Source organism: Streptomyces sp. PT12 (assembly GCF_003311645.1).
Taxonomy (GTDB): domain Bacteria; phylum Actinomycetota; class Actinomycetes; order Streptomycetales; family Streptomycetaceae; genus Streptomyces.
Map to the genome: position 1 here is coordinate 1 of NZ_QEST01000239.1, position 19,890 is coordinate 19,890.

17 protein-coding genes and 2 tRNA genes are annotated in these 19,890 nt (G+C 71.7%); 13 read left to right on the forward strand and 6 right to left on the reverse strand.

Annotation, left to right across the window (positions count from 1 at the left end; all coding sequences use genetic code 11):
- Nucleotides 1–24: 24 nt before the first annotated feature.
- The 6 genes from DEH69_RS26380 (at nucleotide 25) to xerC (ending at nucleotide 4,472) form a co-directional block, all read left to right on the forward strand.
- Nucleotides 25–405 carry a hypothetical protein gene (locus tag DEH69_RS26380; protein ID WP_258534975.1) on the forward strand — a complete coding sequence of 127 codons (381 nt, stop codon included), beginning with the start codon at nucleotides 25–27 and terminating at the stop codon, nucleotides 403–405.
- Nucleotides 406–494: 89 nt separating this feature from the next.
- Entirely contained in the window at nucleotides 495–1,397 is a 903-nt protein-coding gene (locus tag DEH69_RS26385) for a bifunctional DNA primase/polymerase (RefSeq protein WP_113689499.1), read from the forward strand.
- Entirely contained in the window at nucleotides 1,394–1,750 is a 357-nt protein-coding gene (locus DEH69_RS33155; RefSeq protein WP_258534976.1) for a hypothetical protein, read from the forward strand. The genes DEH69_RS26385 and DEH69_RS33155 overlap by 4 nt, the downstream gene beginning before the upstream one ends.
- Entirely contained in the window at nucleotides 1,747–2,901 is a 1,155-nt protein-coding gene (locus tag DEH69_RS26395) for a DUF3631 domain-containing protein (RefSeq protein ID WP_113689500.1), read from the forward strand. The genes DEH69_RS33155 and DEH69_RS26395 overlap by 4 nt, the downstream gene beginning before the upstream one ends.
- A 174-nt stretch (nucleotides 2,902–3,075) precedes the next feature.
- Nucleotides 3,076–3,276 (forward strand): helix-turn-helix domain-containing protein, encoded by a 201-nt coding sequence (locus DEH69_RS26400; protein WP_113689501.1) that lies wholly within the window; start codon nucleotides 3,076–3,078, stop codon nucleotides 3,274–3,276.
- The gene (xerC, locus tag DEH69_RS26405; protein WP_113689502.1) at nucleotides 3,276–4,472 is read left to right on the forward strand and encodes a tyrosine recombinase XerC; all 1,197 of its coding nucleotides are present in this window, start codon (nucleotides 3,276–3,278) and stop codon (nucleotides 4,470–4,472) included. Before DEH69_RS26400 ends, xerC begins: the two co-directional genes overlap by 1 nt.
- A gap of 109 nt (nucleotides 4,473–4,581) precedes the next feature.
- Here the strand turns inward: xerC and DEH69_RS26410 are convergent, their stop codons facing one another.
- The 4 genes from DEH69_RS26410 to DEH69_RS26425 all read right to left on the reverse strand — a co-directional run bounded on the left by DEH69_RS26410 (nucleotide 4,582) and on the right by DEH69_RS26425 (nucleotide 7,392).
- The gene (locus tag DEH69_RS26410; protein ID WP_113689503.1) at nucleotides 4,582–5,568 is read right to left on the reverse strand and encodes a NaeI family type II restriction endonuclease; all 987 of its coding nucleotides are present in this window, start codon (nucleotides 5,566–5,568) and stop codon (nucleotides 4,582–4,584) included.
- Between the two features lie 168 nt (nucleotides 5,569–5,736).
- Nucleotides 5,737–6,843, reverse strand: coding sequence for a DNA cytosine methyltransferase (locus DEH69_RS26415; protein ID WP_113689504.1), 1,107 nt, complete (start codon nucleotides 6,841–6,843; stop codon nucleotides 5,737–5,739).
- A 396-nt stretch (nucleotides 6,844–7,239) separates the two neighbouring features.
- Nucleotides 7,240–7,313 (reverse strand) — tRNA-Phe (locus DEH69_RS26420).
- Nucleotides 7,314–7,317: 4 nt separating this feature from the next.
- Nucleotides 7,318–7,392, reverse strand: a tRNA-Asp gene (locus tag DEH69_RS26425).
- Nucleotides 7,393–7,590: 198 nt separating this feature from the next.
- Between DEH69_RS26425 and mgrA the strand changes: the two genes are divergently transcribed.
- The 4 genes from mgrA (at nucleotide 7,591) to DEH69_RS26450 (ending at nucleotide 13,156) form a co-directional block, all read left to right on the forward strand.
- Nucleotides 7,591–8,586 carry an L-glyceraldehyde 3-phosphate reductase gene (mgrA, locus tag DEH69_RS26430; protein ID WP_113689505.1) on the forward strand — a complete coding sequence of 332 codons (996 nt, stop codon included), beginning with the start codon at nucleotides 7,591–7,593 and terminating at the stop codon, nucleotides 8,584–8,586.
- Between the two features lie 157 nt (nucleotides 8,587–8,743).
- Nucleotides 8,744–10,699 carry a DUF2264 domain-containing protein gene (locus DEH69_RS26435; RefSeq protein WP_181727614.1) on the forward strand — a complete coding sequence of 652 codons (1,956 nt, stop codon included), beginning with the start codon at nucleotides 8,744–8,746 and terminating at the stop codon, nucleotides 10,697–10,699.
- Between the two features lie 642 nt (nucleotides 10,700–11,341).
- Nucleotides 11,342–11,866, forward strand: coding sequence for an SgcJ/EcaC family oxidoreductase (locus tag DEH69_RS26440; protein WP_113689507.1), 525 nt, complete (start codon nucleotides 11,342–11,344; stop codon nucleotides 11,864–11,866).
- A gap of 405 nt (nucleotides 11,867–12,271) precedes the next feature.
- Nucleotides 12,272–13,156: an SMP-30/gluconolactonase/LRE family protein gene (locus DEH69_RS26450; protein WP_113689508.1), complete on the forward strand. Its 885-nt coding sequence runs from the start codon at nucleotides 12,272–12,274 to the stop codon at nucleotides 13,154–13,156.
- 125 nt (nucleotides 13,157–13,281) lie between these two features.
- Here the strand turns inward: DEH69_RS26450 and DEH69_RS26455 are convergent, their stop codons facing one another.
- Together DEH69_RS26455 and DEH69_RS26460 are read right to left on the reverse strand one after the other, a co-directional pair.
- Nucleotides 13,282–14,874 carry a S8 family peptidase gene (locus DEH69_RS26455; protein WP_113689509.1) on the reverse strand — a complete coding sequence of 531 codons (1,593 nt, stop codon included), beginning with the start codon at nucleotides 14,872–14,874 and terminating at the stop codon, nucleotides 13,282–13,284.
- A 257-nt stretch (nucleotides 14,875–15,131) separates the two neighbouring features.
- Nucleotides 15,132–15,707 carry a hypothetical protein gene (locus DEH69_RS26460; protein ID WP_113689510.1) on the reverse strand — a complete coding sequence of 192 codons (576 nt, stop codon included), beginning with the start codon at nucleotides 15,705–15,707 and terminating at the stop codon, nucleotides 15,132–15,134.
- Between the two features lie 330 nt (nucleotides 15,708–16,037).
- On the opposite strand from DEH69_RS26460, the gene DEH69_RS26465 reads away from it, so the two are divergent.
- Genes DEH69_RS26465 through DEH69_RS26475 form a run of 3 tightly spaced genes read left to right on the forward strand, consistent with a single transcriptional unit; the run spans nucleotide 16,038 to nucleotide 19,499 of the window.
- Entirely contained in the window at nucleotides 16,038–17,390 is a 1,353-nt protein-coding gene (locus DEH69_RS26465) for a Clp protease N-terminal domain-containing protein (protein ID WP_113689511.1), read from the forward strand.
- Nucleotides 17,387–18,847, forward strand: a complete 1,461-nt coding sequence (locus tag DEH69_RS26470) for a histidine kinase (RefSeq protein ID WP_258534977.1) — start codon at nucleotides 17,387–17,389, stop codon at nucleotides 18,845–18,847. The genes DEH69_RS26465 and DEH69_RS26470 overlap by 4 nt, the downstream gene beginning before the upstream one ends.
- A 4-nt stretch (nucleotides 18,848–18,851) precedes the next feature.
- Nucleotides 18,852–19,499 carry a response regulator transcription factor gene (locus DEH69_RS26475; protein ID WP_113689512.1) on the forward strand — a complete coding sequence of 216 codons (648 nt, stop codon included), beginning with the start codon at nucleotides 18,852–18,854 and terminating at the stop codon, nucleotides 19,497–19,499.
- Nucleotides 19,500–19,890 lie beyond the last annotated feature (391 nt).

The window sequence follows — 19,890 nt, forward strand, 5'->3', positions numbered from 1 at the left end:
GTGGGGCCACTTCACGTTGCCACGGTGGAGCCCACAGAAGTGCTTACAGACAACCCCGGGGCACTGCCGACCGTGCACACCGTGCAGCTCCCCGACGGCCGCATCGTCACCGGCTACACCCTCACCCCCGCCCCGGCGCCAGCTGAGGGGCGGCCGGTCGTCTCCCGCACCGCCGCGAACGTCGCGCTGAGCGGTGTCGGGTTCGCCGGCGTGTGCGGCGGGCTGTTCCTGCTCACCACGTTCGTCGCCGCGCTCACCGCGTTCGTCACCCAGCTCGTCATCCTCGCCGCCGTCATCTTCGGCGGCTTCATCGCCGCCCAGGTTCTCGGCGGCAGCCGGGACGGCGGCGGGACCACGGTCAACATCCGCAAGGCCGTCTTCAAGCGCAACCACTTCCACGGCTGAACACGCCGGAGCGGGCCGCCCGATCTCGCCAAAGACACGCGGCCCGCTCCGGTCACCAGCACTCCATCAAGGAACTGGAGATATCCAGCATGACGCATGACGCACGGTCCGTGCTGCTGCGCGCAGCACTCGCCGCCGCCGCCCGCGGCTGGCCCGTCTTCCCGCTGCGGCCGGGGGACAAGCGGCCCGCCGGCCACCCCGAGCACCGCTGCCCGCGTACCGGTCGCTGCTCGGGCGGACACGTGAAGTGGGAGCAGCGCGCCACCACCGACCCCGCCCTGATCCGGGCCGCGTGGACCGCCCGCCCCTACAACATCGGCATCGCGACGGGCCCGGCCGGGCTGCTCGTCGTCGATCTCGACCGGCCCAAGAACAAGGACGAGAAGGACACGCCTGGCGGCGTGACGACCTTCGAAGCGCTCTACGAGCGCGCCGGACAGGCCGTCCCCGCCACCCGCCGCATCCGGACCGCGAGCGGCGGGTTCCACCTGTACTTCACCGCTCCGGCCGGGGCCCGGATGACCAACAGCGCCAGCAGGCTCGGGCCGCTGGTCGACACCCGGGCATGGGGCGGGTACGTCGTCGCCCCCGGCAGCACCACCCCCGCCGGGGCCTACGCCGTGGTGGACGACCTCCCGGCCGCCCCGCTCCCGGAATGGCTGTACGCCTGCCTGACGGCCCGTCAGGTATCGCGGGGGCTCATCTCCATGCCGTCCGCGCACCGGGCCTCTCGCTACGCCTCAGCCGCGTTGGAGGCCGAAACCGCCGCCGTGCGGGACGCGCACGAGGGGCAGCGGGACACCACGCTTCTCCGGGCGGCGCGAGCACTCGGGCGGTTCATCGCCTGGGGCGACCTCCCCCGCGCCGTGGTGGAGGAGGCTCTTCAGGCGGCGGGGGCGACCTGCGGACTGCCGGAGCGCCAGTGCCGCTCCACGGTGCGCAGCGGCCTTGACTGGTCCATCGCCCGCAACAGCACCCGGCTGGCGGCATGACCACCGCCCGCCGCTCCCCCCTGAAGAGCCTCACCGGCACCCCCGACGGGCCACCCGCCGCCGAACCGGCCCTCGCCCCCGCGACCGGCGGCGCCCGAAAGGTCGTCGGCCGAAGGCCGTCCCCTTCTGGCTCTGACCTGCACCGAGGCGACGGCCGCCGCCCCGTGGCCTGCCTCCACGTCTACGCCCCACCGGACTGGCAAGTCGTCCCCACCGCCCACTCGTGGTGCCAGTGCGGCCGGGACGAACGTGCCATCGGCCGCAAGCGCGTCGCCGCCCTCGTGGCCGCCCACACCGCCCACCGCGACACCTGCACCCTCCACAGCTCCCAGGAAGGAAGGGTCGCCGCATGACCCTCAGCATCGACGGAGCAGCGCTGCTCGCTGAGGTGGAAGCCTTCCACCGCCGCTTCAACGTCTTCCCGCACGAAGCCGCCTACGTCGCGGTGACTCTGTGGGACGCGCACGCGCACCTGCTGGACTGCTTCGACTCCACCCCCCGTCTCGCGTTCCTCTCTCCCGAACCGGGGTCGGGGAAGTCCCGCGCGCTGGAGATCGTGGAGACCCTGGTTCCCCACCCGATGACCGCCGTCAGCGCTTCCGCCGCCGCCCTGTTCCGGGCGGTGTCGGGAGCAGACGGCCGGCCGACGATCCTTTTCGATGAGATCGACACGATCTTCGGGCCCAAGGCGGGAGACAACGAGGAGCTGAGGGGGTTCCTCAATGCCGGACACCGCCGTACCGGGGTCACTTACCGGTGCATCGGGGACGGCGGTAACCAGACCGTCCAGGCGTTCCCCTCCTACTGCGCGGTGGCTGTTGCCGGACTGGGCTCCCTGCCAGACACGATCCTGACCCGCTCCGTCGTCATCCGCATGCGCCGGCGGGCGCGCAACGAGACGGTGGAACCGTTCCGGGCCCGCATCCACGAGGCTGAGGGGCACAAGCTTCGGGCCCGGCTCGCACAGTGGGCGGAGCACGCGCGCGCCCGTGTGATGGGTGCCTGGCCGGAGATGCCCGACGGCGTCACCGACCGGCCGGCGGACGTGTGGGAACCGCTGCTCGCCGTCGCTGACGCCGTCGGGGGCGACTGGCCCCGCCGGGCCCGTGAGGCGTGCGTGGCGCTGGTGAAGGCGTCGCAGTACACCGACAAGCACAGTCTGGGCATTCGCCTGCTCACCGACCTGCGGGATCACGTGCTGATCGGCATCGACCGTCTTCCGACCATCGCCATCCTGGACCGGCTCAACGCCCTGGACGACGCCCCGTGGGCGGACCTGGACGGTAAGCCGCTGGACAACCGGCGGCTGTCCCGGATGCTCGGCGAGTACATGACGGCCGACAACGAGCCGATCCGTTCCCGCAACATCCGCACCGCCGGCGGAGTCCTCAAGGGATTCGTCGCCACCGACCTGGACGACGCGTGGGCCCGCTACTGCCCCCCTCCCCAGGCCGCTACATCCGCTACGCCGCTACCGCCCAGCTCAGAGCCGCTGAATCAGTAGCGGCACCGAGGCGTGTAGCGGCTACGCACACGCCCCGCCGCAGCGTGCGTAGCCGCTACACGCGAACCCTCCGCTACAAAAATCCGCCCGCTGACCTGCGATGTAGCGCTGTAGCGGATGTAGCGGACTTCTCAGAAGGGCCCAGAGCCCCCCGGCCGCCCCCGGAGGTTCGCCGTGCGCACCGCTACGCCCCCGCCGCCCCCCGCCGCCCTCACCGTTCCCGAAGTCATGACCGCCCTTCGCCTCAGCCGGTCCAAGGTCTACGACCTGCTCCGCACCGGCCAGCTCAAGAGCTTCACCGCCGGCCGCGCCCGCCGGATCCCCACCGAAGCACTCCGCCAGTACATCGACAACCAGATGGGAGAAGCCGCCTGATGGCCAAGCGCGCCAACGGAGAAGGCAGCATCACCCGCCGCAAGGACGGGACCTATCACGGCCGTGTCTACGTGACCACCACCAGCGGTGTCCGCAAGCGGGTCTCGGTCTACGGCAAGACCCGCGACGAGATCCGCGAGAAGGTCACCGAGCTGCAAGCGCAGGAGGCGAAGGGCGTACCCCAGCCGGACACCAACATGAAGCTGGACGACTACCTGACCTACTGGCTCGCCCGGGTGGTCAAGGTGAACCGCCGGCCGAAGACCTACCAGGGGTACGAGAGCGTTGCCCGGGTCCACCTCGTTCCGGGGCTGGGGCGGAAGAAGATCCGCACGCTCCGCGCCGCCGAGGTGCGGACCTGGCTCGCTCAGGTGGCCGCCGAGTGCCAGTGCTGCAAGCACGGGCTGGACATCGACCGCAAGCGGTGCTGCGCGGCCGGGGAGTGCTGCCGGTCGCTGCTGTCCCGCCGCATGGTCCAGTCGATTCACGCCGTGCTGCGGAACGCGCTCCAGAACGCCGTTCGGGAGGAGCTGATCACGCGCAACGTGGCCCAGCTCGTCCAGGTGCCGACGCCCACCTACGACACTGGCAAGGGGCTCAGCCTCCGGCAGGCGCGCCTACTGCTGAAGGAGGCTGAGAAGGACCGGCTGCACGCGCTGTACGTGCTGGCGCTCGTCATGGGGATGCGGCGCGGGGAGCTGCTGGGACTGGGCTGGGAGTCCATCGACCTGGACCGTGGCTCACTGATCGTGGAGAGGGCGCTGCAACGGGTCAACGGGGCGCTGACCCTGGTCCGGCCCAAGACGCGGTCATCGGTCCGGACCGTGCCGTTGCCGCCGGTCGTGGTGAAGGCGCTGGAGCAGCACCGGGAGCGGCAGGCGCAGGAGCGGGCGGCGGCCGGCGACACGTGGACGGAAACCGGGCTGGTCTTCACCTCCCGGGTGGGCACCGCGCTGGAGCCGGACAACCTCCGGCGGAGCTGGTACCCGCTCCGGAAGCGGCTGGGGGTCGAACTCCGCTTCCATGATCTGCGCCACTCCTGCGTGACGCTGCTGCTTGATCTCGGCGTCCCGCCGCACGTCGTCCAGCAGATCGCCGGACACAGCGGCATCGAGGTGACGATGAAGGTCTACGCCCATGCGTCGCTGGACGAGATGCGGAAGGGCTTGGACAAGTTGGGGGACCGCCTGAGCTGAGCACGGTCCACCGCTCCGGGGAGGGGAGGCCGTGGCTGGGAATACCAAGGTCCCCCTCCGCTTCACTGGAGCCTTCGCCGGGGCAGGCCGGTACGACAACTGCGGCCGCTCAGTCATCCACATCCGTGTTGACGGCCGGCGCTGCCACGTGGGCGTCTCCTACATGCCAGATTCCCCACCTCTTGCCGTTGATGAGTGCCGCCGGTCTGGGGTCGTCGTCGGAAAGCTCAGTCAATCGGGTGGACACCCAAAAACCTTGTTTCGGAATCGGGAGCCCTAGATCGGATGCGATTCGGGGGGACGGCTTTCGGTAGCCGAGGATGACAATTCCTTCGTCTCTGAGGCTTAGTCGCGCGTCACGTACTCGCTTCGGTCCATCTTTTTGCATCGCGACTGTGACCACGGTGGTGCGGTCTACGAGGCGCCCTTGTACCTTGCGAAAAAAATCATCCACTCGCAGTTGTCCGCTGCCTTGTTTCTCGAAGACGCCGCTCAGCAGGTTCGGGTTTTCGTTATCGAGCTGGAGGAGGAAGTTTGCAGGGAGCTTTCCGTCGGGTACGAGCCAGGAGATCTTTTGCTTCCCTTGTGCGGTGATCTTCCGTTTCCCGTCGCCGTTCTGGGAAGTCGATAGAACGTCCAGTGTGGTACGCAGGATGCCTACTCGGAATGACCCCTTGACATCATTAGCGGTCATGAGTAGGCATATGTGGCCAACAGCCTCTTTGGGGATCTCCCACTGGCCGATTATTGAGAATTTCGCGTCGACTGGATGTCCCGCCACCTTGTAGTCCATGGGGAATCCATACTCCAGCTCGAATTCAGCCCGAGTGACGATCTCGACCTTCGTGCCCAGATATGTTTTCTCGGTCTTCTCGACCCGGCGCGGGCCCTGCTTCACGTTAAGGTCATAACGCCCCGTCCTCTGTCCATCGAGCACCTCATCAATGGACTTGCGGAAGACCTGCCCGAAACGGGCCTCCATCCTCCTTTGGGAGCGAAACCAGTCGAGGACGGCAGACACCTCGGGGTCGCCTGCGTATGAGGTCGACGATTCGGCGTTATTGGGAATTTCGAAGAGGAACTCGTCACCTGTCATCGGTCGTCCTAAGGAGAGAAGTCACCCGGTTACGAAGGATCGAACGGTCGGGGCGGTGGCGCATGGGGGCAGCCCACGTGCTGCATCACTCTTCTGTCACGCCTCTCGCGCTTGCGCGCCCGACGTGTCGGTGGCGTCCGACCACCACGGGGCGTGGACGTTCGAGATTCAAACGCAGGCCGCTTCTTCGATTGCTGACTCGTCACGGCCGTCGCGGCCGGCCGACTCGTGTCCTGATCGAGACTGCCAGTGGTCGAGACTCTGCAGAGCTGCCTCGGAGGGGGGATCCCAGTCGAAAGCCGCGCACAGAACGTGCATGGCCAGGCGAGGTGGTACGGCGTTGCCGATCTGCTGTCCTACATCGCGGCCGGACCATGGGTAGTCAATCGGAAATGTCTGTAGACGCCCGGCTTCCGAGAGAGAGAACCTGGGAAGCTCGCTGTGGTCCATCGCCACGATGCGATTTCTGGAGATCTTACCTGTCACCGTTGCGGAGGGTTCCGACGACTTTCTGCGTCCTCGGGCTTTGGGGTCACCGCCAGTTCCGTAATTCGAGATGACGATGAATGGCGACGGGCGGTTGATGACGTCGGCCATGGTGCGCCATGGAGCCAGGCTAGGGTCTCCTGACTCGCGTGGTACACCCTTACGGTAGATTCGATGCGTCGGCGAGGGCAGCGCAACCTTCTCGTCGCCGAGTCGGGCCACGAGAGTGGCTCTTCTACGGGTTTGTGGAACGCCGAAAGCTTCAGTTTGGAGGATTCCGCAGTCCACTGAGTAACCTTCACTTCGGAGGGCTTCAGCGTAGGCTTCCCAGACTGGGAGAACTGCTGGAACCTGTTCGAGAACAATGGCGCGATAGGGTGTGCGACGTTCGTCGATGGCCTCCAAGGCCCACCGAAGTGGTTCAAGGACGAGGCCAGTCCGCTCGTCTTTCAGGTTGCCCAAATCATTTTTGATCTGTTCGCGATCCTCGCGAGCAACCATACGTTTGACGAAGCGCAACACATCGTCGAGCGCTCTGCGTCCTACACCTGTCCCGGCAACGGTGAAGGTCTGGCATGGAGGGCCGCCTGCCAGGACATCCGCCTCACGGAAATTTGCAGGTCCATACGAACGAACGTCGCCGTGCACGGTGGTCAATCCTGCTGCATTACGCGTTGCGCACGCCGACTCGTCCCATTCGATACCCACTGTCGGGATCCCGAGTTTTTCCGCTGCCACGTCGAGACCGCCAGGGCCGGCGAACAAGTCCACAATCTTGACCGGGCGCACGTGGCCTCCAGACATATCCTGATGGGCGATGTGTCATGCGCAGTTACATATGAACCGACCGCATCTGCCCGTCTTTTGCAGCAGTGGCTCAGCGTACAACAGGCGACTGACAGCCGAGGGGGACCGCTCGGACGCATCAGCGGCGGGACTTGGCTCATAGGGCACCCGGTGAGTGCGAGCGTCCGCCCATCGCTGCGTGAGGCCGTAGCCCGCCGGGCGACGAACGCACTTGGCTGGACGTGCTGCCTGGAAGAGCAGCACCGTGCCCAGAGGCGGGCCTGTCGGGTGGCAAGGTGATCGGGGGACCCGGTTGGCGTACCGGTTGGCGTAGACACACGAAACGGGCCCTGGCGGATGATCTCCGCTGGGGCCCGTATGTGCTGGTCAGAATGAAGGTGGCTGGGGCCGGGGTCGAACCGGCGACCTTCCGCTTTTCAGGCGGACGCTCGTACCAACTGAGCTACCCAGCCAGAGCGGTCCTGACGGGATTTGAACCCGCGGCCTCCACCTTGACAGGGTGGCGAGCACTCCAAACTGCTCCACAGGACCTGGCTTGTGCGACGCCCTGAACCGGGCCGATGTCGCTGAAGCAGCCTATCACGGGACGGGGGGCGGCCCGTTCGCGTTTCCCGAGGCAGGGCGCGGGGCGCCGACCCCGAAGTCCGGGTTGTGACGTTGCAAGGGGTGTGTCAGGATGCGGCGGTTCGCTCAGAACGACGCGCGGGACGAGGGAGACGAGGGAGAACCGTGGCATACGTCGCCTCCGAAGGGCGCTATGGCCCCATGCCCTACCGGCGCAGCGGCAGGTCGGGCCTTCGGCTGCCCGCCATCTCGCTCGGCCTGTGGCACAACTTCGGGGACGCCCACCCGCTGGACGGCCAGCGGGCCATCCTGCGGCGCGCGTTCGACCTCGGGGTGACCCACTTCGACCTCGCCAACAACTACGGCCCCGAGCCGGGCGCCGCCGAGCGTAACTTCGGGCAGATCTTCGCCGCGGACTTCCGCCCCTACCGCGACGAGCTGATCATCTCCACCAAGGCGGGCTACCTCATGTGGCCCGGCCCCTACGGGGAGTTCGGCTCGCGGAAGTACCTGCTGGCCAGCCTCGACCAGAGCCTGGGCCGCATGGGCCTCGACTACGTCGACATCTTCTACTCGCACCGCCCCGACACGGACACGCCCCTGGAGGAGACCATGGGCGCGCTCGACACGGCCGTGCGCCAGGGGAAGGCGCTCTACGCGGGCATCTCCAACTACACGGCCGAGCAGACCCGCGAGGCCGCGCGGATCCTGCGGGAGCTCGGCACGCCGCTGCTGATCCACCAGCCGTCCTACTCGATGGTCAACCGGTGGGTCGAGGACGGCCTGCTCGACGCCCTCGACGACGTGGGCGCGGGCTCGATCGCGTTCTCGCCGCTGGCGCAGGGGCTGCTGACCGACCGCTATCTCAACGGCGTTCCGCGGGGCTCGCGGGCCGCGGGGGCCAGCCCGTTCCTCACCGAGGACCGCGTCGCCGACGCCGTGGAGACCGCGCGGGCGCTCGACCGGATCGCCGAGCGGCGCGGCCAGACGCTCGCACAGCTGGCCCTGGCGTGGGTGCTGCGCGGGGGCCGGGTCACCTCGGCGCTGATCGGCGCGAGCAGCGTCCGCCAGCTCGAGGACAACGTCGGGGCCGTCGCCAACCTCGGCTTCGAGGACGAGGAGCTGGCCGAGATCGAGGCCGTGCTCGGCGCGCGGGCCTGAGGCGCGGGGTCGGGGCCTCGAAGGGGCGCGGCCGTCGCGCACGGGGTCGCGGGATAGCGGGGTCGCGGGATAGCGGTTCGCTGCCGCCGTGGGGCGGAAGGATGCCCGAGGGGCGCCCCGATCCGCTCCGCACCCGAGGAACGTGGGAGAGCTTGACGTGACCACACCCGCACCGTCCCCCCGACCCACCGCCCCCGACCGCGCGTTCTGGGCCGCGACGGCCGACCGGCTGCTGCTCGCGGCCCGCGCCCACGGCACCGAGCGCCATGGCCTGATCCACCTCCCCGGCCCGGCCAGCGCGAGCGGCCGGTGGAGCGACGGCCTCGAGGGCTTCGCCAGAACGTTCCTGCTCGCGGGCTTCAGGCTCGGCGGCGCGGGCGGCGATGACCCGTACCACATCGCCGAGTGGTACGCCGAGGGTCTGGCCGCGGGCACCGACCCCGGGAGCCCCGAGCGCTGGCCCACGTTCGCCGAGGTCAACCAGGCCAAGGTGGAGGCCGCCTCGATCGCGATCGCCCTGCACGAGACGCGCCCCTGGATCTGGGACCGGCTGGACGACCGCGTGCGGGGACGCGTTCTCACCTGGCTGGGTCGCATGGTCGGCACGGACACGCCGGGCAACAACTGGGTCTGGTTCCAGGGGATCACCGAGGCGTTCGCCCGTACCGCGGGGGGCCGCTGGGACCAGGCCGACCTCGACCGCGCGATCGAGCTGACCGACCTGTGGTACGCGGGCGACGGCTGGTACTCCGACGGCCTGGCGGGCGGGGCCCACCGCAACTACGACCACTACAACGGCTGGGCGATGCACTTCTACCCGCTGTGGTTTTGCCGCGTCCTCGGTGACACCGTCGGCGACGTGGCGCCCGATGGCCTGGCCGAGCGGTACCGCGCGCGGCTCACCCGCTACCTCGACGACCACCGCCACCTCACGGGCGGCCATGGCTCCCCTTTGATCCAGGGCCGTTCACTCACCTACCGGTTCGCGGCGCTCGCACCCGTGTGGGCGGGCGCGCTGTTCGACGCGACGCCGCTGCCGCCGGGGCAGACCCGCAGGCTGGCGGGGCTCACGCTGCGCCACTTCCTCGACAACGGCGCGGTCGGCGACGACGGGCTGCTGTCGCTCGGCTGGCACCGCGCGTTCCCGCGCATCCGCCAGCTCTACTCGGGGCCCGCGTCGCCCTACTGGGCGTCCAAGGGCTTCGCCGGGCTGCTGCTGCCGCCAGACCACCCCGTGTGGACCGCGCCCGAGGTGCCGCTGCCCGTCGAACAGGCCGATTACGTCCGCCCGTTGAACGCGCCAGGGTGGCTCGTCTCCGGCACGCGCGCCGACGGCGTGGTCCGCGTCGTCAACCACGGAAGCGACCACGCCGACCCGGCCAGGCTGATCGCCGACGACCCGGTCTACGCCCGCCTCGCCTACGCGACGCACGCCGCGCCCGAGATGCCCGCCGACCCCGCCCCTGGGCCGCTCGACTCCACGGTCACGCTGGTGAACGCCCAGGGCCGCGCCGCCCACCGCCGCCCGCTCACCAGGATCGAGGTGGCCGGGCGCACCGGCGTCTCGCGCAGCCGGGCGCACTGGCCCGCCGACGCGACGTGGGACCCGTTCGGCGGGCCCGACATCGAGCAGCGCACCGGGCCCTGGATCACCGTGGCCTCCGTGGTCCGCGGGCCCGTCGAGGTGCGGCTCGCCCGCGTCGACCCGGGGGAGGGCGACCTCGAACGCGGCCCGTTCACGCTGCGGTTCGGCGGCTGGCCGCTCACAGGGCCCGGCGAGGCCGCGGTGTCCCAGGGCCCCGGCGCGGCCGCGTCGTTCGCCGCCGCGGGGGGACTGGTCTCCGCGGTGGTCGCGCTGCGCGGCCTGCCGCACGCCGATGTCGCCACGGCGTCCGGGAGCAACGCGCTGGGGCCCGAGTCCGCCACCCCGCTGCTGACCACGGGCGCCGACGAGGTGCGGTACGGGGCGCTGCACGCCGCCGCGGTGGTGCTGGGCGCGGGGCCCGTCGACCCGGGGTGGCTGCCGTCGCTCGCCGAGGGCCCCGACCCTGGCACGGCGGTGCTGACCTGGCCCGAAGGGGCGACCGACACCGTTCACCTGCCCGCGCCCTGACGCGTTCTCGCCCCGCGCGCTCGCCGTGGGCTCGCGGCGCGCTCGTCGCCCACTGCGCCGCGGCCAGGGCGGCGGCCAGGGCGGCGGCCAGGCCGGTCGAGCGGCTCTCCGCGCTGGACGCGACCAAGAGCGGGGGCGCCGACTTCCGGGCGAGCGTGGCCCGTTCACGCGAGGGGTTCTTCGCCGCGCCTCCAAGGCGCTGTTCGACGCCAGCCAGCTCATGCTCACCGCCTTCGCGGCGGACGCCGACGAGGTGGGGCGGATCGCCGGGCACCCGACCTACGCGTATCTCGCCCGCCACGTCGAACGGTGTGCGCCGCACGAGGAGGGCGGCACGGCCGCGCGGTTCCTGATCCCACCCCCACCGCCCCCCGGCCGAGGCATGCCGGGGACCGTCAAGAGACAGGAGAGCACGCCGCCGCGGGCCTCCACCGGGTGGCCCTGTGGTCCGACTGGTCCCGCGCCCCGTACCGCGAGGACGCGGGCCTGCATATCGCCGTCTACCGGCACGGGGAGGCATGAGGGCGCGCGCCTCCTGGGGCACTCCCGGATCAACTCCTGGGTCAACTCCTGGTTATTTCTTTGCCGTTCCTTGTTCCGCTCATGCGCTGGACTTGACCGGGCGCGAGCAACGCTGGCGCCATGCAGATCACCTTTCGCGCCCGCCCCGCACGTATCGCCCTCGCCGTCGTCGCGGCGGGCACCCTGCTGACCGGAGCCGCCTCCGGCGTCTCGGCGGCGGCGCCCGATGAGCGCTCCGCCGGGCACCACCGGCCGACCGAGGCCGAGATCCGGGCCCTCTTCGACGACTGGAACGACGCGCTCGCCACCGAGGACCCCGAGGCCGTGGCCGACCTCTACGCGGCCGACGCCGTGCTCGAACCGACGCTGTCCGACGTCATACGCACCGACCGCGCCGGGATCGTCGACTACTTCGAGCACTTCCTGCTCCAGCGCCCTTCGGGTGAGATCGACGCGTCCTATGTCGAACTGCTCGGCCGCGACGCCGCGGTCGACTCGGGCGCCTACACGTTCACGCTGACCGACCCGGAGACGGGCGAGGTCTCCGAGGTGCCCGCGCGCTACACGTTCGTCTACGAGCGCGACGCCCACACCGGCGCGTGGCGGATCGTGAACCACCACTCATCGGCCATGCCGGAGGGCTGACGCCGGGTCAGCCGCTTACCGGCCGGTGGCGGTCGGGTGTGGGCCGGGCTCGCTTCCCGGGCCTCCCGGTGCGGTGGAGCCGCTGATGTGTCTCTGGCTGTGCGCGGGTGGGGTGCTGCGTGGGGTGCTGTGTGGGGTGCTGTGTGGGGTGCTGCGTGGGGTGCTGCGTGGGGTGCTGCGTGGGGTGCTGCGTGGGGTGGTGGTTTGTCGGCCATGCCGGAGGGCTGACGCCGGGGTACCCCGCTCATGACCGCTCGAGCCCTCCGTGCCCGCCGTCCTCGTTGGCCCCCGCCGGCTCATCGGCGCGACCTCCGCGGCTGGCCGGGGCCCGAGCCGTACCGTGGCGTCGGCGCCGAGCCGATGTCCGGCCGCGCCTTCGACCTCGCCCGACCCCAGGAGCGGCCGATGACCGAGCACCCCGTCCCCGCCGCCCCCGACCGCCTCGAACTCGGCGATGGCTCCCGCTGGACCGGTGACCGCCTGGTCCTGGTCGACCTCGACGCGGGCCGCCTCCTCACCGCCCCTGCCGAGCCAGGCCCGTTGACCGAGCTGCTGCGCGTCGACGAGCCGCTCGGCGCCGTCGCCCCCGTCGCGGGCCACCGGGGCCGCTGGATCGCCGCGGCGGGCTGCGGCGTGGCCCTGCTCGGTCCCGGCGGCGCGACGACGTGGCTGGCCCGCCCCGAGGAGGACACCCAGGGGCGCTCCCGCATGAACGACGGCGTCGCCGACCCGGGCGGCCGGTTCTGGGCGGGCAGCGCGGCGCACGACGGAACGCCGGGCGCGGGCTCGCTCTACCGCGTGGACCACGACCTCACCGTGCACCGCGTGCTCGACGGCGTCACGGTCGCGGGCGGCCCGGCGTTCACGCCCGACGGACGCCTGATGTACCTGGCTGACACGGCCGCTGGCCTCGTCCGCCGCTACCCCGTGGACCCGGACTCGGGCGAACTGGGCGTGCCCGAGCCGTTTCTGACCGTCCCCGCCGACGAGGGCGGCCCCGACGGGATGACCGTGGACCGCGAGGGCGGCCTGTGGGTCGCGCTGTGGGGCGGCGCCGCCGTGCACCGCTACCTCCCCGACGGAACGCTCGACCACGCGCTCCCGCTGCCCGCGCGGCAGCCCACCAGCGTGTGCCTCGGCGGCGCCGACGGCCACGTCCTGCACATCACGAGCGCCACGACGGGCCTGGACGCGCCCACGCCCGAGGACGGCGCCCTGTTCACCGCGCGCGTGCCCGTGCCCGGCCCGCCCACGAGCGCGTTCCGCCCGAGCGTCCCGCTCCCCGCGTAAACGCCGCGTGAACGCCGGACAGGGGCCGCCTCCCGGGTGGGAGACGGCCCCTGCTTCAGGGGGCGTCGATCGGCTGCGGCCGATCAGTGGCCAGCGATCACTGGCGAGTGATCACTGGCGAGCGATCAGAACTGGAGCGCCCAGGAGTTGAGCGTCCCGGTGTCAAGCGTGGCGTTGTCGGTCACCTGGAGGGTCCAGGTGCCGTCGGCCGCGAGGCCCGTGCCGTCGAGCGGGAAGGTGGCGGCCAGGTCCTGCTGGCTGCCGCCGGTCTGGTCCCGCAGCACCGTGGCGGTGCCGTCGGGCGCGACCAGGGTGAGCGTCAGGTCGCCGACCCAGGTGTGCGCGATGTCGACCTCGACCTCGAACCCACCGGCCAGGGTGCCGACGCCGCTGACCTCGATGGCCGACTCGGCCGTCGCGTTGTCCGCGATGGCGACCGGGGTCTCGTTGGTGAACCGCTCACCGGTCGGCGGCTCCTCGGGCTCGCCGGGGCCGCCGCCCTCGCCGCTGGTGTTCAGCAGGAGGTTGGTGGTGCCCGAAGGAATGCCGGTCAGGACGTCGGCGACGCCCGTGCCGACCAGCGATGACGCCACGTCGGCCGGGGTGGCACCGGGGTTGTCGGCCAGGAAGAGCGCCGCCGCGCCCGCCACGTGGGGGGTGGCCATCGAGGTGCCGGAGATGGTGTTCTCCGCGGTGTCACCGGTGTTCCACGCCGAGGTGATGTCGGTGCCGGGCGCGAAGATGTCCACCACGGAGCCGACGTTGGAGAAGTCCGATATCGAGTCGGTCTCGGCGCTCGACCCGACCGTGATGGCCGACTCCACGCGCGCCGGGGAGAACTGCGACGCGTCGGCGCCGTAGTCGTTGCCCGCGGCGATTGCGTAGGTGACGCCCGCGGCGATCGAGTTCTCGACGGCCGCGTCGAGCGTGGTGTCCACGCCGCCGCCGAGGCTCATGTTGGCGACCGAGGGGCCCGAGGCGTTGGCGGTGACCCAGTCGATGCCGCTGACCACGGACTCGGTGGTGCCGGAGCCCGAGTCGTCGAGGACCTTGACCGAGACGATGTTCGCGTTCTTCGCCACGCCGTAGTCGCTGCCCGCCACCGTGCCCGCGACGTGCGTGCCGTGGCCCTGGCCGTCGCTGCCGTCGCCGCCGAAGGCGTCGAAGCCGAGCGTCGCCCGGCCGCCGAAGTCCTCGTGGCTGTAGTGGACGCCGGTGTCAAGGATGTACACCGTGACGCCGGATCCGGCGCTGTCCGGGTAGGTGTAGGACGAGTCGAGCGGCAGCGCGGCCTGGTCGAGCCTGTCGAGGCCCCAGGACGGCGGGTTGGTCTGGGTGCCGGTGGCGTGGAAGACCTGGTTCTGCGTCACCTCGGCCACGGCCGGGTCGGCGGCCAGCTCAAGCGCCTCCTGCTCGGTCGCCTCGACGGCGAAGCCGTTGATGGCGTGCTCGAACACGCTGGTGACCTCGGCGCCATGGGCGTCGGCCAGCGTGCTCGCGGCCGTCTCGGCGCTGGCCGAGAGGCGGCTGTCGTCGAGGGTGACGATGTAGCTGCCGGCGATGGTGCCCTCGGCGCCGGCGTTGGCGATGGTCCCTGTGGGGGCATCGGCGGCCAGGGCGACGCCGGGAAGCGTCGCGCCGAGGCCGAGGCTCACGAGGGCGGCGGTCGCCAACCCCGCGCTTCTGCGGAGCCGGTTCGGCTTTCGCGTCAGTGCCATGAAGAGAGTTCCTTCGTATGGGGGGACTTGTGATGCGTCCATGACACTTGCAGAGACATGGACACGAACCCACCCTCTGTCTACGCGGGCAGAATGGCAAGCGCCATGGGAGAAGGTTTACTTGATGTCCATAGACCCGCAGCATTTGGTGAGTTGACAGATGCTCAGCGTCACTGACACGGCAACGGCCCCGCGAGGCGGGGCCGTTGGCGCGCGGTGGGATCCGCGGGGTGGTCGGGCGGGTGGTCGGGCGGGTGTCAGGCGCCCTCGGGGGCCGGGATGCCCGCGCCCTTGCCAGGGCAGGAGATGTTCGGGTTGATGTGCTCGAAGACCCCCTCGGGGTTCTCCTCCCAGACCCACGCGTGCAGCGTGTAGTAGGGGAGGATGCTCGGCGGGGACAGCTCCTCGCCGAAGAGGGACGCCTCACGCTTGGAGACATAGCCCACCCCGGCGAGCTTCAGGCTGCCGTCCTCCTGGGGCACGTACAGCATGGAGTTGGGCTCGGTGATCTCCAGCTGCTCCTGGCTCTCGGCCACCTGTCTGACGAAGTGATAGCCGAGCCCCGGGATGCAGGACTCGCCCAGCGTGTAGCCGTCGGCCTCGGCGAGCCGCACGTCCTGGTAGCGGACCGTGGCGGCCCGCACCCTCTTCAGCTGGGTCTCGACGGATGGGTCGGTCTGGTGGGGCACGGCGCGGGTCGTGTGGCTCTCGCCCGCCGCCTCGGCGGCGGGCTCGGTCAGGGCGGCGCTCGCCAGGGCGGCGCTCGCGGGGGTCAGGGCGATCGCGGCGGCGAGGCCGAGCGTGCCGAGGGCTCGTGCAGAGCTCCTGCTCATGTGCAGCTCCATTGCGTCTACGGGGTACGGGGGGCCGCGCGAGGCGGACATGACCGAGCCTCATGCGCGTTCCGGGCCGCCGCATCACGGGCGCGCCGAAAGGGCGAAGGACTGGCCGGATGGCGCACGCCCGCGTCCCCCGATGAGGCCCCCGGCCGCGGCGCGGTGACGGGGCGGCACTACTGTCGTTCGGCGTCGCGGGGCGGAGGCCGGTGCGCCGATCGGACGGGCCGATCGGACGGGGAGTGTGGCCGGTTGGCCGACGCGGTGGCGCGGCGCGTGCGCGAACGTTGCCCCCGAACACAACACCACACCGGGAGAGGGACGTTGATGGGGCGGCGAGAGACGGCCGGAGCCCACGCCGATGGCAGGCCCGCGGCCGGGACGACCACGGAGTTCGAGGACGACGTCATGGACGCGCTCATGGAGGCGCTGCGCCGCGCGGTCAAGCTCGAGATGCCTGCCGTGGGCTCCGAGACGCTGCTCGGCGTCGTCGTGCTGCAAGACCCGGACATCGGCGCGGCGATCGCCGGGGGCATGCGGAAGGTGGGCTCCCTCAGCGGCTCGGCCTTCGGCCACGCGGGCCGCGGATGGGTGAGCGAGGACAGGGAGCCGAACGCGTCGGCGGCGGACGGCGCGGACGGCGTGGGCGGCGTGGGCGGCGTGGGCGGCGAGGATGGCGTGGGCGGCGTGGGCGGCGCCGATGAGGCCGACGTGCGCGAGGCGGACCGGCGCGAGGTGGACACCGCCTGGCGCGAGGCGCGGTGGGGCTTCGCCCAGAGGGGGCGCCGATCCGCGCGGCAGGACCCGTCCGAGCTGCCGGAGATGACCGGCGCGCTGCGCGCGTGCCTGCTGCGCGCGATGGCGTCGGCCCGCGCCGAGGGGACCGTCGCGGTGCGCCTGCGGCATGTGGCGCGCGCCCTGCTCGACCTGCCTGGCAGCAGGGCGGCCGAGGCCCTGGCGCTCCAACGCCTCGACCCCGGCGCCGCGTTGGCCGCGCTCGACCGCGTCGACGCGAGCGCCAGGGAGGAGAAGGAGGGCCCCGAGTCCGTCGGCGTCGCCCTGCTGCGCAGCGCAGGAACGCTGGGCGGCAAGAGCGGCAACCGCCTGACGCGGGCGTTTATGTCGTGGATCACGGGGTCGGGGGTGAACGGCTCATCCGTGCTGACCGCGGTGATGATCGAGTCGTCGCGGCAGGCGTTGCGGTGCGGGCGTGCCGAGATGGAGCCGGTGGACCTCCTGCTGGGAACGCTGGCCCTCGACCGGGCGCTTCTCATCGCCGGTCGTTCGCTCACGGAGAGCCTGGCGACCGTCAACACCGCCGCAGACGTGCTGCGTCGGCACGGAGTGCGGCACGACGCGCTGGCCGCCGTGGCCATGGCGCACCCGCCCGCCGCCTTCCCCGACGACACCCCGCCGCACTCGGCCGCCAGCGACCGGGTCATGGCCGCCGCGCGGCTGGCCGCCGCCGAGCACGGCTCGCCCACCGTCGGCACGGTGCACCTGGTGTCCGCGCTGCTCGACGAGCCGAAGGCGGACGGCGGGGCCGACGCCAAGGACCACGCCAAGGACCACGCCAAGGACCACGCCGGGTCCCGCCGTGAGGTCGCGGCGCTGCTCGCCGCCGACGGCGTGGACGTGGCCGCGCTGCGGGCCGAGCTGAGCCTCCGGCTGGGCGCGTGACCACGGCGGGGCAGGGGGCGTCGCGCCCCAGCGCGCCACGGCGTGCCGCACGGCTGCGGGACACCGTGACCGGCGTTCCGCGGTGGGCGCGCCGCGAGACGGCCGAGACCTGGCGCGCGGTGCGGGCGGCGCCAGGGCGCGTGGTCGTCGAGGCGCTGCTGTGCTCCGCGACGGCCGCGTTCGGGCCGCTACCGCTGATGCTCGCGCCTCCCGACCGGCTGGCGTGGGCCGTTGTCGGGGCGCTGTGGGCGACGTTGCTCGTGCCCGCGAGGCGCGGCCGCCCCGTGCTCGCGGTCGTGGGCTCATCCGTGCTGGTCACGGGCGACAACGTGTGGACACTCGCGGTGACGCCCCTGCTCGTGCTCTCCGCCACGCGCCGCATCGCGCCGCCGCGCCGGGCCTGGCGCGTGGTCGGCCTCGCCTGCGCCGCCACGGGCGTCCTGACCGTCGTCCTCGCCCCGGCACGGCCCGACCCCCTGGTGCTGCAACTGGCCGGGAACGCGTTCTCCGCGGTGCTGCTGCTCCTGCTGCCCACCCTGGCCGGAACCCTGCTCGGCACGCGGCGCCCCCTGGTGAGCCTGCTGCGGGAGCGCAACGCCTATCTGGAGCAGGCCCGCACGCTGACCGCAGTGGCCGCCAGGCTCGAGGAACGGACCAGGATCGCCGGGGAGATGCACGACCTCCTCGGCCACAGGCTGAGCCTGATCTCGGTGCACGCCGGGGCGCTCGAGCTCGCCGCGGCCCGGCAGGCGCCCGCCCTCGCGGGCCAGGCCGAGCTGCTGCGCACGGTCTCGGGCACGGCTATGGAGGAGCTGCGCGACATCCTCGGCGTCCTGCGCCGCGAGGACACGCGGGACCAGGACGACGGCACGGGGAACGAGAGGGGAACGCGCGAGGACATCGCCGCCCTCGTGCACGCGTCGCGGCAGGCGGGCAGCGCGGTCGAGCTCGACTGGTCGGTCGCCGACCTACCCGGCGTGGGGCCGCGCGGGCTCCAGGCGATCCACCGGGTGGTCCGCGAGGGGCTGACCAACGCGCTCAAGCACGCGGCGGGGGCGCCCACCAGGGTGGCGGTCAGGGAGACGGGCGGCGGGATCGAGGTGTCCGTGACCAACGAGGCCCCGCGCGCGGGCGGCCGTTCGCAGGGCGGGAGCCGCAGCGGGCTCGCGGGCTGCCAGGAGCGGATCGCGCTGCTCGGCGGCACGTTCGAGGCGGGCGCCCTGGCCGACGGCGGCTTCCGCGTGGTCGCCCGGCTGCCCGTCCGCGGCAACGGCGCCCCCGAGGCGCCGACGTTCCCCAGGCCCGAGGGCGCCGAGCCGCGAGGGGCGCGCGCCCCGCAGCCCGACGAGGTCCTGACCTGGCCGCGTGTCCTGGGCTCTGGCTGCCTGGCGTCGCTCGTCGTGCTGCCGACGGTCGCCTTCCTCCTCGTGCTGGTGGCGGACGCGGCTCTACGATGAGCCGATGATCCGAGTCCTGGTGGCCGACGACGAGGCGCTGATGCGGGCGGGAATCCGGCTGATCCTGGAGAACGCCGACGATGTCGAGGTAGTCGCCGAGGCGGGCGACGGCAGGGAGGCCACCTCTGCGTGCCGCGAGCAGCGCGTCGATGTCGCCCTGCTCGACATCCAGATGCCGCACAGGGACGGCATCGCCGCCGCGGGGGACATCGCCCGCCTCTCGCCCCGCACCCAGGTGGTGATGCTGACGGCGTTCGGTGAGGAGGAGAGCGTGACGCGCGCCCTGCGGGCCGGGGCGAGCGGGTTCCTCCTCAAGGACACGGGCCCGACGGAGCTGATCCGCGCCGTGCGGCTCGCCGCGCGGGGCGAGCCGGTCCTCGCCCCCCGGATCACCCGTCAACTGCTGGAGCGCCACGTCCGGTCGGGCCGCGACACCGACGCGGCCCTGCGCAGGACCGAGGAGCTGACCCCGGCCGAACGCGACGTCCTGCGGCTGCTCGGCACGGGCCTGTCCAACGCGGAGATCGCCGCCGAACTCCACCTGAGCACGGGCACGGTGAAGGCCCACATCAGCCGCATCCTGACCCGCACGGGCTGCGCGAACCGCGTCCAGGCCGCGGTCCTCGCCCACGACGCGGGCCTGCTCGCGTAAGGCGGCCGCGGGGGCACACACCCTTCGAGCCCGCCCAGGGCGCCGCTGACACGGTGATCCGCGCAGCCGTTGAGCTCATGGAACGGCCCTGACCGGGGCCGGGACGCGCTTCGTTCAGCGGGCGTGCTGAGCTCATGCCGCGCTTGCGCCGGGCCGGGATCTTCGCTCAAGGGGCGCCCATCGCGTTGCCGCCGCTCCGGCGTCCGCACCTGTACCCCCGACGGGAGCCCCAGAACAAGGGAACACCCGGAAGGCCAGCCCCTCGATGGTCTTTCCCGAAGTCGGGGCGGGTCTGTCCAGTCAACGGCTGATCTTGGTTGTTGAGGTTCAGTGAGGTTCTCTCAGCGAAATGATCTTCGCGAAGCGGGTTGATCTGGGCATGTCTGCCTGA

What these genes read in the sequence shown, in the direction of transcription:
- DEH69_RS26465 (WP_113689511.1), top strand. Translation starts at nt 16,038, where the DNA reads ATGGGGCGGCGAGAGACGGCCGGAGCCCACGCCGATGGCAGGCCCGCG.
- DEH69_RS26410 (WP_113689503.1), bottom strand. Translation starts at nt 5,568, where the DNA reads ATGACAGGTGACGAGTTCCTCTTCGAAATTCCCAATAACGCCGAATCG.
- DEH69_RS26440 (WP_113689507.1), top strand. Translation starts at nt 11,342, where the DNA reads ATGCAGATCACCTTTCGCGCCCGCCCCGCACGTATCGCCCTCGCCGTC.
- xerC (WP_113689502.1), top strand. Translation starts at nt 3,276, where the DNA reads ATGGCCAAGCGCGCCAACGGAGAAGGCAGCATCACCCGCCGCAAGGAC.
- DEH69_RS26455 (WP_113689509.1), bottom strand. Translation starts at nt 14,874, where the DNA reads ATGGCACTGACGCGAAAGCCGAACCGGCTCCGCAGAAGCGCGGGGTTG.
- DEH69_RS33155 (WP_258534976.1), top strand. Translation starts at nt 1,394, where the DNA reads ATGACCACCGCCCGCCGCTCCCCCCTGAAGAGCCTCACCGGCACCCCC.
- DEH69_RS26395 (WP_113689500.1), top strand. Translation starts at nt 1,747, where the DNA reads ATGACCCTCAGCATCGACGGAGCAGCGCTGCTCGCTGAGGTGGAAGCC.
- DEH69_RS26460 (WP_113689510.1), bottom strand. Translation starts at nt 15,707, where the DNA reads ATGAGCAGGAGCTCTGCACGAGCCCTCGGCACGCTCGGCCTCGCCGCC.
- DEH69_RS26475 (WP_113689512.1), top strand. Translation starts at nt 18,852, where the DNA reads ATGATCCGAGTCCTGGTGGCCGACGACGAGGCGCTGATGCGGGCGGGA.
- DEH69_RS26450 (WP_113689508.1), top strand. Translation starts at nt 12,272, where the DNA reads ATGACCGAGCACCCCGTCCCCGCCGCCCCCGACCGCCTCGAACTCGGC.
- DEH69_RS26385 (WP_113689499.1), top strand. Translation starts at nt 495, where the DNA reads ATGACGCATGACGCACGGTCCGTGCTGCTGCGCGCAGCACTCGCCGCC.